The following is a 10,795-nucleotide window of genomic DNA, read 5'->3' as shown; positions in this document are numbered from 1 at the left end:
TTATGAGCGTCGCCATTTATGAAAACCCTCAACATAGGACAACAGTTTCTCTGGAGCATGGGCTTTTTTCCACACGCCGGCAGTATTTTTAGTGGCTTCTGCCATAGTGGGATAGATGTGAATAGTGCCCAGTAATTTATTCATGCCTAAATTGTATTTCATGGCTAGTACAAACTCTGCCAATAATTCACCCGCGTGAGCACCTACTATAGTGGCCCCTAAAATTTTATCCTTACCGGGTAGGGTTAACACTTTTACAAAACCACGGGCATGATCGTCTGCTAAAGCGCGATCTAAGCCGCCAATATCGTAGCGCGTGACTTCATAATCGATATTTTGCTCTTTAGCAGCGGTTTCATTTAAGCCAACCGTGGCGATTTCAGGATCGGTAAAGGTGGCCCAAGGGATCACGCGATAATCGACTTTAAAGGTTTTAAAAGGTCTAAACAGTGCATTAACTGCCGCATACCAAGCCTGATGGCTGGCAGTATGGGTAAACTGATAAGGCCCTGCCACATCACCCGCGGCCAAAATATTGGGGTACTTAGTTTGTAGCAGTTGATTGGTTATCAGGGTTTTGTTGGTTTCGATCCCAAGTTCTTCTAATCCAAAGCCCGTTAAGTTAGCCTGACGACCCACTGCCACAAGTATTTGATCAAATTCTAGTTTTTCTTGATTGCCGTCTTTTTCGAGCACAATCAGTTTTTTATCTGAGCTTGATTCTATAGCAATAGCTTTGGTGTTAAGTCGCACATCTACCCCATCCTTGATGAGCTGCTCATATAAATGCTGGGCGGCATCTGAGTCTTCTTTGGCTAACAACTGAGGCAACATCTCAACTTGGGTAACTTGGGTGCCTAAGCGCCCAAAGGCTTGTGATAATTCACTGCCAATGGGACCGCCACCTAGTACCACTAGGCGTTTGGGCTGCTCGGTTAGCTCCCATAAATTTTCTGCCGTTAGATAATCTATATCTTTTAAACCAGGAATTGGCGGCACAAAAGCACTGGCACCCGTGGCTATCACAATATTTTTGGTGGTCAGTGATTCAAGGCCATGTTCGGTTTGAATATCCACTTGCCAGGGCGACACAATAGTGGCATTTCCTGTGACAACTTTGACGCCAAGGGACTCATAACGCTCGATGGAATCATGGGGCTCAATGGTTTTAATCACCTTGTGTACTTGAGCCATCACCGCCTTAAAATCAATATTTGGCGCGGCATATGTCACCCCTGTTTGCGACGACACTTTATGCACATGCGCCAGTTTACTGGCATGCAACAAACTTTTAGACGGCACACAGCCAGTGTTGAGGCAATCACCACCCATCTTATTTTTTTCAACTAACGTCACCGAGGCTTTTACGGCAGCGGCGATATAAGCTGTCACTAAGCCGGCCGAACCAGCCCCTATCACCACCATATTACGGTCGAAACTCTTAGGTTTTTTCCAACCAGCATAGACCCTACGCTGTTGCAATATGTTGATAATAAATTTTGCAATAAGCGGAAATAACCCAAGTAAAACAAAAGATAATATAAGATCAGCCGAGACAATATCAGCTAGGGTGTTTATCTCTACTAATTGCAGACCTGCATTCACATAAACCGCCGTGCCAATTAACATTCCAACTTGGCTTACCCAATAATAGGTAAGGGTGCGAATGCTAGTGATACCCATCACTAAGTTAATCACAAAGAAGGGAAATAAAGGCACCAATCTTAAGGTTAGTAAGTAAAAAGCGCCGTCTTTTTGAATGCCTTCATCAATGGCTTTAATTCTATTGGCAAAGGTGGCCTTAACCCAATCTCGTAATAAAAACCGCGACACTAAAAAGGCACAAGTAGCACCAATGGTAGAGGCAAACGAGGCCAACACTAGCCCCCAACCAAGCCCAAATAGGGCACCTGCACCTAAAGTTAAAATTGCCGCGCCGGGCAAACTAAGGGCCGTAACGACAACATATAAAACGAAATAACCGACAAAAGCTTGTAACCAGTTTTGTTGGATAAAATCGGCTAGTGCTTGTTGGTTTGATTTGAGGCTGTCTAATGTCAAAAATTGCCCTAAATCGAATACAAAAAAAGCCCCGATCAAACCGGCGATTACGACTAAAAGAAGTCCGCGTTTAAAATTCATAATAATGTTGTACCTTAATTTTTAAAATCCAAATCAACTTTTAGCTAACATGAAAAAACAATACGCATTTAATACCATTTGCGTTCAGCAAAGACCAAAACATTCACACTTTTATTTCATGATATTAGTAATACCATTCCATATAAATAAGTGACCACCCTTGATTAAGCCCTTTTAAATTCTCGCTGAGTGAGCACTTATTTATACGGATTGGTATAAATTTAATCTGTGCAAAAGGAACTAACACTTGACCAGTGTGCCAAGCTTGCTTATAAATGACATCCAATTAGCAGCTAAGTGTATTGAATGTCAGTAAAACACCCCATAATCGCTATCACCGGTTCATCTGGTGCGGGCACCACTATGACCACCAATGCTATACGCCATATTTTTCGAAATTTGTCGGTTAACGCTGCAGTAGTCGCAGGGGATAGTTTTCATCGATTTACTCGTCCCGAAATGGAAGTCGAAATTCGCAAAGCACAAGAGCAAGGCCGACACATCAGCTATTTTGGCCCTAAAGCCAACGATTTTGAAATGCTCGACTCCTTATTTACCGAATACGGCGAAACGGGTATGGGCAAGCATAGACAATATCTACACACCTTTGACGAAGCCGTGCCTTTTAATCAAATGCCCGGCACTTTTACCCCTTGGCAAGACTTACCAGAAAACACCGATGTGTTGTTTTATGAAGGCCTGCACGGCGGCGTAGCCAACGACGAAGTAGACGTAGCCAAGCACGTTGATTTGCTCGTAGGTATGGTACCTATAGTTAACTTGGAATGGATCCAAAAAATTGTCCGCGACACCAACGACCGTGGCCATTCTCGTGAAGCTGTTATGAGCAGCATAGTCCGTAGCCTCGACGATTATTTTAAATACATCACTCCGCAGTTTTCACGCACCCATGTTAATTTTCAACGTGTACCTACAGTAGATACTTCTAATCCATTCAGCGCTCGGGAAATACCCAGTCAAGACGAAAGTTTTGTGGTGGTACGTTTTCGCCGTGAAATGAAAAGTGTTGATTACCCCTATTTACTTAAAATGATTGATGGCTCGTTTATGTCACGCATCAATACCATAGTGGTACCCGGTGGTAAAATGGGATTAGCCATGGAGCTGATATTGATGCCGCTTTTAGAAGAATTACTCGATAAAAAACGCCGCGCTGGCTTTCAAATGGATTGGGTAAGCGAAAAATAAATGAACAATGAGCCAAAACTCCCCCTTAAAATTCGCATCTTAATAGGCATCATTGCTATCCCTTCATTAATTTTAGCCGCCATGATCTTGTCTATGCTCATCAACCAAACCCCTGGCGAAATTAACTATTTTGAAGTGGTGTACTCCTTAGTAGGGGTGTTTGCTATGTATGTGGCGTTGACGGGTAAAAAATTCTTTTAGACTCAGCGTTATTTTTAATTTTTCTGCCTGTGACAAACTTTGTAACAATCCAACCCCTTTGCTTGCAATGCCAACCTTTTGAATTAACAGGCTTTCACATATAGTGTATCTAATCAAACAAGCGACTTGGATTCAGATATGGGACAGGAAACAACAAAAATTTTAGTGGTAGATGACGATATGCGTCTACGCAGCCTGTTAGAGCGCTACTTAGTTGAGCAAGGTTATCAAGTGCGAACCGCAGCCAATTCTGAGCAAATGGATAGACTGCTAGAGCGTGAAAACGTGCATCTATTAGTGCTTGATTTAATGTTGCCCGGTGAAGATGGCTTATCTATTTGCCGCCGCTTGCGTCAAAAAGAGAACGAAATACCTATCATCATGCTGACCGCAAAAGGGGATGAAGTAGACCGTATTATTGGCCTAGAAATGGGCGCTGACGATTATCTGCCTAAGCCTTTTAACCCCAGAGAGTTACTGGCCAGAATTAAAGCCGTATTGCGCCGCAAAACCACTGAAGCCCCCGGCGCACCATCACTTGAAGAACAAATTATTGAATTTGGTAAGTTTTCACTCAATCTTGGCACCAGAGAAATGACCACTGAAGGTGAAGCCATGACCTTAACCAGTGGTGAATTTGCGGTACTAAAATCTTTAGTCACTCATCCAAGAGAACCATTATCTCGAGACAAACTCATGAACCTTGCTCGTGGCCGAGATTATAGTGCGCTAGAACGCAGTATTGATGTACAAGTTTCTCGCTTGCGCCGTATGCTTGAGGAAGATCCTGCCAACCCTCGTTATATTCAAACGGTGTGGGGCTTAGGTTATGTGTTTGTGCCAGACGGTGGAAGTACGGCTTAGGCGTTTTTCGGCCCGTGAGATTTTTACCTAAAAGCGCCTTCGGCCAAACCGTTCTGTTGATCAGTATTTTGCTGTTTATCAACCAAGTTGTGTCTTTGGTTTCGGTCACCTTTTATTTTGTTAGCCCCAATGTGCAACAAATCAATAATTTGCTGGCCACACAAATCAAACTGGCCTTTGTTGAGAGCGTAGACAGCCAAAACCCGCAGCTAGATAAGCGATTTAGCCAAGTCGCTGGGATGCAAATATATAATCAAGCTGGCGCTCTTCAACGTGGTTTAGAGCAAGCCACACCTTATCAGTCTTGGTCGCAGCAGATGTCCGATAGTTTAGGTGGTCCCGCCCAAGTTAGGATCACCCATGGAGAGCCTTATTTATATTGGATTAACCCACCACAAAACCCCGACATTTGGATAACAATTCCCATGGTGGGGTTAGGTCAAGGCGATGGCTCGCCTCATTTAGTGTTTCTTTTGATGATTGGGGTATTAAGTGTAGGGGGTAGCTTGATATTTGTACGGCGCTTAAACCGCCCACTAAAAGCCCTGCAAGATGCCGCTTTGTTAGTTGGGAGGGGGCAAGTGCCAAAACCTCTAAAAGAAGAAGGCTCCAGTGAACTCATTGCTGTGACCCATGCTTTTAATCAAATGTCTAAAGGCATTAAACAACTTGAAGATGACAGAGCCTTATTAACCGCGGGCATTTCCCATGATTTACGCACTCCGCTGACTCGCATAAGGTTAGCATCAGAAATGCTACCTGAATCACAAGATTGGGTAAAAGATGGCATAGTTCACGATATTGAAGATATGAACGAAATCATCGATCAATTTATCGATTATGTGCGCCAAGACCAGCAAGAGTGCATGGAGGCCAGCAACTTAAATGATTTAATCCGAGATGCAGTACAAGTCCGCAACATTCAAGAAAATCACAAAATTACATTGGATCTTGCCCCTCTCCCCAAAACACTTATTCGCCGGGTCGCGCTAAAACGAGTATTAGACAATCTAATTGAGAATGCATTTCGCTACGGCAGTGACGAAATTGAAATCAGCTCTCGCCACAATAAAAAAGACAAACAGCTGTGTTTTGCGATCCGCGATTTTGGCCCAGGTATTCCAGAAGAACAAATTCAAGCTTTGTTTGAACCTTTTACCCAAGGCGATAAAGCGCGGGGTAGTTTAGGATCTGGATTAGGCTTAGCCATCATTAAGCGCATAGTCGAGATGCATTCAGGCAAAGTAACATTGCAAAATCACTCTCAAGGGGGCTTAATGGCAACTGTATTTATCGGTTATCAGGCTATAGTTTAAGAAACTAACAGTCTCAGTTATTTTAAGGATTGTCTAATGCACCCGCTTTTGAAGCTCACTTTACTCAGTATTTCCTGTTTAATTTTAGCAAAGGTCGCATTCGCAAATAAAGTCTATGAAAAACAAGACCCACCTCGTGAATTAACAGTTGAAGAAGCAGAAGTAGCCGCGGCAAACTACAAAAAGTATTGTGTGTTATGTCACGGTGAAAATCGCGAGGGCCACAAAAATGACCATGCACCGTCACTGCGCTCTAAAAGTTTGTTCGAATCGGGGGTTCCTCACTCAATCTTACGCCCTATTTCCTATGGCCGCCAAGGCACTGCTATGGGCGGCTATTTAGATGAAATTGGCGGCCCCATGACACTCGATGAAGTATGGAACTTAACCTATTGGTTATTTTGGCAATCGGGAGCCGAGCGCATAAAACTTTCTGAAAATCCAGTAGCGGGAGACATAAAAAAAGGCGAAACCTTATACCAAGCTAATTGCTCTAGCTGCCATGGCGTGAAGGGTGAAGGCATTACCGCACCAGCCTTGAGCAATCAAGCCGCCTTGGCTCACAATAAAGACGACTTTATTCGTTATGCCATCGAACAAGGTCGCCAAGACACCCCTATGCCGGCGTTTGCAGACACCTTAAGCGCAACAGATATAGATGATGTGACTGCTTTTATTCGAAGTAAAGCCAGCGGTTGGAAAGTAAAAAAAGTGGTATTAAGCGCCCTACCTACACTGGATAAATACGTGCTGAATCCAGACAATGATGACCCCGATTTTACCTTAACAGATGATATCTATGTATCGTCAGAGGATCTTTTCGAAGCCATAAAACAAAACAAAAAAATGATCCTACTTGATACTCGTGTTGCTTCTGTGTGGCAACGAGCTCACATCAAAGGGGCTATTCCGTTTCCCTATTACAGTGAGCTAGAAAAGCAAGTACAAGGCCTACCCAAGGATGTGCAAATTGTAGGCTATTGCTCATGCCCACGAGCTGCCACTGAATATATCATTAAGCAGTTGCGTGAAATTGGTTACACCAAAACCGCGGTTTTATACGAAGGAATATTTGGTTGGATGAATTTAGGTTACCCAGTTATGCGTGCAGAAGGAATAATAGATGACGAAGCAGAGCCGCTGCATTAAAATGCACTTTGTAACAACTCACCAATAGATTGCGAAATTTTATTAAACAACATTATGTTTATGAAAAACCCAATGTGTAAACCCAGTAATATTGCCCACTTTGCGATCTGGCTATGTGCCTTAGCACTAACGAGCTGTGGTGGCTTAAACGACACGCCAGTTAGTTCCGTTAGACACGCAGAAGAAGGCAGTCACGCCTCTCATATATCCGCAGACAATTCAATAGCGGTTGTTTCCACTATGGAAAATGGCATTACGGTATGGGATTTAGCCACCAATGAAAAACAATTTGTGTGGCGTCATCAAGACGATGGCAATAACACCGTCACCAATATTCATATTGCCTTCGATAATTCTTATGTGGTGACTTCTGATAGAGAGGCCTTTGCCCTATGGAGTCTTGAAGTGGGTGAGCCAGAAGGGTTTTGGCGTATTGACGAAGCCAGCATTCGCGATATAGCCGTATCAAACCAAGGCCGCGGCATATTAGTGGGCCGCGGCAACGGTAAAGTGATGTTCTTCGAACCTAAAACTGGCAGGCGTTTAGAATTTTTGGGTCACCAAGAAAAGGTTAACAGTGTAGACATTTCACCGAATGGTTTTTACGCCTTAACCGGTGGTAATGATTACCTAGCTTATTTATGGGACACCCGCACAGGGCAAGTGATCCATAAATTTGACCACCCCAGCCGTGTCACTAAAGTGGCCTTAGATGATCAAGGGCGCTACGGTTTTACCGCCGACAGTAAACGCGATGCCCGTGTGTGGGACTTAGCTACAGGCCAAGAAGTCAGTAGCTTACAGTATATAGCAAGACAACGAATATTCACTACTGCTGTATTTTCTGATGATGGTAAGTACCTACTAACGGGATCGCCAGCCAGAAGAATCAACCGCTGGGATGTGCAAACAGGCAAAGAGTTAAACGAATGGCGGGTATCCGCCCGCGAAGGCAGCAAACCCGCCTCTGCCGTGGTACACGACATAGGCTTTATGACTGATAACACTATAATTTCAGAAAGTAGCAGTGGCCTACTAGAAACGTGGAAAATAGAAAATTAATGAATAACCTAGAAACAGATATCGAACAACTTCAAATGAAAGTGGCTTTTCAAGAAGACACCATAGAAAGCCTTAACCAAGCACTTATCGAACAACAAAAACAAATGGACGATTTGCAATTTCAACTCAAACAAATGTCCTCAAAACTCAGCGCCATCGAACCCAGTAACATGGCATCAGAAAAAGAAGAAATGCCACCTCCGCATTATTAAACAAAAATATCAATGGGGTCAGAGCATTTGATTTCAATTTGTCGGGCTATATGGTTGAAATGTCTGAATTCCAGAAAATTGATGGTGGTGGCTTAAGTTGTTTGTCATTCCGGTTTTAATGGTAATACATTTTTAGCTACTCAGGCTTAAACACCCCAATCACACTTTCACTGGCACGCGTAGCCTTAGCCACTTTTTTATCGGCTTGGGATTCAGAATAGTTACATTTAACACACTGTAGTTTTTCGACGTTATTTTCAAAATACAGCATGATGGTGTCTAGTGCGCGGCACTTTGGGCAGGTTGCGCCTGCGACAAAACGTTTTTTAATTTTATTAACCATGGTTTAGGGGATTTTTTCGGTGGTTCATCTTGCTATGATACCCCCTTTCAAAATTGAGTGTTATCTTCAGGCGTTTTATTTGCCATTTATAATGAATTAATCGAGATAACTAAAAAGTTCATAACAGGTTTTCATGATCCAATTTTCTGATGTTTCCTTAATGCGTGGCAGTAAAGTGTTACTGCAACAGGCGAATGCCACTGTGTATCCCGGCCATAAAGCTGGGCTAATTGGCGCTAATGGTTGTGGTAAATCCAGTTTATTTGCCCTGATCAAAGGCGAGTTACATACCGAGCAAGGTGATTTTAATATCCCGAAAAATTGGACCATAGTGGCGGTGGCCCAAGAAACCCCAGCGGTTGAACGTTCGGCATTGGATTATGTGATAGATGGCGATACCCAATACAGAAAACTGCAGGCACAATTAGTAGAGGCAGAACAAGCCCACAATGGCGAGAAAATCGCCCACCTTCATGGCTTGTTAGAGCATGTTGGCGCTTATGATATCGACGCTCGTGCGGCCACTATTTTGGCGGGTTTAGGTTTTGCTAACGATGTAATGAAAAACCCTGTCTCGGCGTTTTCAGGTGGTTGGCGGATGCGTTTAAATTTAGCTCAGGCGTTACTTTGCCATTCTGATTTATTGCTACTGGATGAGCCAACCAACCACCTCGATTTAGATGCGGTGATTTGGCTAGAAAAATGGTTGCAACGTTACACCGGCACCTTAATGTTGATATCTCACGATAAGTCATTTTTAGATAGCACAGTGAACGAAATTATCAGCGTTGAGCAACAGCAATTGATTAGTTATACCGGCAACTACGATGCCTACGAAAAACAGCGGGCCGAGCGTTTGCGTTTACAAAGTTTGCAATATGCGAAACAACAAGATCAAATTGCTCATTTAGAGTCTTTTATCAATCGTTTTGGGGCAAAAGCCAGTAAAGCCAAACAAGCACAAAGCCGCGTAAAACAACTGGCTAAAATGGAAACCTTATTGCCAGTAATGGCCGCCTCTGAATTTAGCTTTGCGTTTTTTACTCCACCTAAATTGCCTAATCCACTTATTAAAATGGAACAGGTAAAAGTGGGGTATGGCGAAACCGTAATCCTTGAAAAATTGCACCTAAATTTAGTGCCAGGCAGCCGTATTGGTTTGTTAGGTAAAAACGGCGCGGGTAAATCCACCTTAATCAAATTATTAGCCGGTGAAAAATCCCCCATGGAAGGTATTTACGAAACCTCAGCGGGTTTGCGCATCGGGTATTTTGCCCAGCATCAACTAGAGTTCTTACGAGGTGATGATTCCGCGATGGCACATATCCAAAGATTGGATAAAAAAGCCACCGAGCAAAGTCTACGGGACTATTTAGGTGGTTTTGGTTTTAGAGGTGACAATGCTCTAAGCAAAGTTGCCCCAATGTCGGGCGGCGAAAAAGCCCGCTTAGTATTGGCCTTAACGGTTTATCAAAAACCGAACTTGTTATTACTTGATGAGCCAACCAACCATTTGGATTTGGATATGCGCCATGCACTGAATATGGCATTGCAAGGCTTTGAAGGCGCCATGGTGCTGGTATCTCACGATAGGTTTTTATTGACTTCAGTGTGTGATGATTTTTATCTGGTTGATTCTAAACAAGTGCAGCCCTTCGATGGCGATTTAGATGATTACAAAGCGTGGATTTTAAAAGGCGACAAGGCCGCAGAAGCAAGCACCACTAAAAGCAATGTGAAGCCTGACCGCAAAAATACTAAGCGCTTAGAAGCAGAATTTAGACAAGCCACTAAACCACTACGAAAATCCATCGAGCAGTTTGAAAAAAGCATGGCTGATGCCCACAAAAAATTGCAAAAATTCGAACAACAGCTAAGCGACACCAACATTTATAGCGCCGAGAACAAAGTGCAGCTTAAGCAAATTTTAAGCGAACAAGCCACAATTAAATCCTCTCTGGAAGAAACCGAAATGGCATGGCTCGATGCTCAAGAACATCTAGAAATAAAGCAACAGCAGTTTGCTCTAGAAAGTGGCGAGTAATGCTGTATGCCGAGTGTGAATGAGATTGAATAACCCAATTACCGGTTATCACAAAGATGAGGAAAACCACTGGGTAGCCGAACTGGCCTGCGGCCATTTTCAACACGTTCGGCACGACCCTCCGTGGGTTAGCCGACCATGGGTGGTATCTGAAGCAGGCCGAAAATCAATGTTAGGCCACCAACTATCATGCAAAAAGTGCGATGAAGGCGCACCTGCGGATTACATGTAGGGCTAACATTCCAAAAAATAT

At 43.4% G+C, this 10,795-nt stretch carries 11 protein-coding genes; 9 read left to right on the top strand and 2 right to left on the bottom strand.

The genetic code is table 11. From position 1 onward, the window contains the following. Complete coding sequence (locus tag Q0688_RS01465) at nucleotides 1–2,142, bottom strand: FAD-dependent oxidoreductase (protein WP_299072175.1); 2,142 nt, start codon at nucleotides 2,140–2,142, stop codon at nucleotides 1–3. Nucleotides 2,143–2,448: 306 nt separating this feature from the next. On the opposite strand from Q0688_RS01465, the gene Q0688_RS01460 reads away from it, so the two are divergent. From Q0688_RS01460 to Q0688_RS01430, 7 genes are all read left to right on the top strand, one after another. Then, entirely contained in the window at nucleotides 2,449–3,351 is a 903-nt protein-coding gene (locus tag Q0688_RS01460) for a phosphoribulokinase (protein WP_299072169.1), read from the top strand. Further along, a complete protein-coding gene (locus Q0688_RS01455) occupies nucleotides 3,352–3,552 on the top strand; it encodes a hypothetical protein (RefSeq protein WP_299072166.1) in 201 nt (66 codons plus the stop codon). Between the two features lie 138 nt (nucleotides 3,553–3,690). Then, nucleotides 3,691–4,416, top strand: coding sequence for a two-component system response regulator OmpR (ompR, locus tag Q0688_RS01450; protein WP_299072163.1), 726 nt, complete (start codon nucleotides 3,691–3,693; stop codon nucleotides 4,414–4,416). Nucleotides 4,417–4,430: 14 nt separating this feature from the next. After that, nucleotides 4,431–5,732, top strand: a complete 1,302-nt coding sequence (envZ, locus tag Q0688_RS01445) for a two-component system sensor histidine kinase EnvZ (protein ID WP_299072160.1) — start codon at nucleotides 4,431–4,433, stop codon at nucleotides 5,730–5,732. A 36-nt stretch (nucleotides 5,733–5,768) separates the two neighbouring features. Further along, on the top strand, nucleotides 5,769–6,881 hold the full coding sequence (locus tag Q0688_RS01440) for a c-type cytochrome (protein WP_299072158.1): 1,113 nt from the start codon (nucleotides 5,769–5,771) through the stop codon (nucleotides 6,879–6,881). Nucleotides 6,882–6,953: 72 nt separating this feature from the next. Then, entirely contained in the window at nucleotides 6,954–7,943 is a 990-nt protein-coding gene (locus Q0688_RS01435; protein WP_299072157.1) for a hypothetical protein, read from the top strand. Then, nucleotides 7,943–8,155 carry a SlyX family protein gene (locus Q0688_RS01430; protein ID WP_299072155.1) on the top strand — a complete coding sequence of 71 codons (213 nt, stop codon included), beginning with the start codon at nucleotides 7,943–7,945 and terminating at the stop codon, nucleotides 8,153–8,155. The genes Q0688_RS01435 and Q0688_RS01430 overlap by 1 nt, the downstream gene beginning before the upstream one ends. Before the next feature lie 136 nt (nucleotides 8,156–8,291). On the opposite strand, the gene Q0688_RS01425 is transcribed toward Q0688_RS01430, so the two are convergent. Continuing rightward, entirely contained in the window at nucleotides 8,292–8,498 is a 207-nt protein-coding gene (locus Q0688_RS01425) for a YheV family putative zinc ribbon protein (protein WP_299072152.1), read from the bottom strand. A gap of 133 nt (nucleotides 8,499–8,631) precedes the next feature. Between Q0688_RS01425 and Q0688_RS01420 the strand changes: the two genes are divergently transcribed. Together Q0688_RS01420 and Q0688_RS01415 are read left to right on the top strand one after the other, a co-directional pair. Next, a complete protein-coding gene (locus tag Q0688_RS01420) occupies nucleotides 8,632–10,542 on the top strand; it encodes an ATP-binding cassette domain-containing protein (protein ID WP_299072149.1) in 1,911 nt (636 codons plus the stop codon). 25 nt (nucleotides 10,543–10,567) lie between these two features. Continuing rightward, nucleotides 10,568–10,774: a DUF3565 domain-containing protein gene (locus tag Q0688_RS01415; RefSeq protein WP_299072449.1), complete on the top strand. Its 207-nt coding sequence runs from the start codon at nucleotides 10,568–10,570 to the stop codon at nucleotides 10,772–10,774. Nucleotides 10,775–10,795: the final 21 nt, after the last annotated feature.

Source organism: uncultured Paraglaciecola sp. (genome assembly GCF_937123705.1).
In the GTDB taxonomy this organism is placed as follows: domain Bacteria; phylum Pseudomonadota; class Gammaproteobacteria; order Enterobacterales; family Alteromonadaceae; genus Paraglaciecola.
This window is presented reverse-complemented; position numbering and strand designations above follow the sequence as displayed.

Coding starts and splice junctions, on each gene's coding strand:
- Q0688_RS01460 (WP_299072169.1), top strand. CDS start 2,449: ATGTCAGTAAAACACCCCATAATCGCTATCACCGGTTCATCTGGTGCG.
- Q0688_RS01435 (WP_299072157.1), top strand. CDS start 6,954: ATGTGTAAACCCAGTAATATTGCCCACTTTGCGATCTGGCTATGTGCC.
- Q0688_RS01430 (WP_299072155.1), top strand. CDS start 7,943: ATGAATAACCTAGAAACAGATATCGAACAACTTCAAATGAAAGTGGCT.
- Q0688_RS01455 (WP_299072166.1), top strand. CDS start 3,352: ATGAACAATGAGCCAAAACTCCCCCTTAAAATTCGCATCTTAATAGGC.
- ompR (WP_299072163.1), top strand. CDS start 3,691: ATGGGACAGGAAACAACAAAAATTTTAGTGGTAGATGACGATATGCGT.
- Q0688_RS01465 (WP_299072175.1), bottom strand. CDS start 2,142: ATGAATTTTAAACGCGGACTTCTTTTAGTCGTAATCGCCGGTTTGATC.
- Q0688_RS01425 (WP_299072152.1), bottom strand. CDS start 8,498: ATGGTTAATAAAATTAAAAAACGTTTTGTCGCAGGCGCAACCTGCCCA.
- Q0688_RS01420 (WP_299072149.1), top strand. CDS start 8,632: ATGATCCAATTTTCTGATGTTTCCTTAATGCGTGGCAGTAAAGTGTTA.
- Q0688_RS01440 (WP_299072158.1), top strand. CDS start 5,769: ATGCACCCGCTTTTGAAGCTCACTTTACTCAGTATTTCCTGTTTAATT.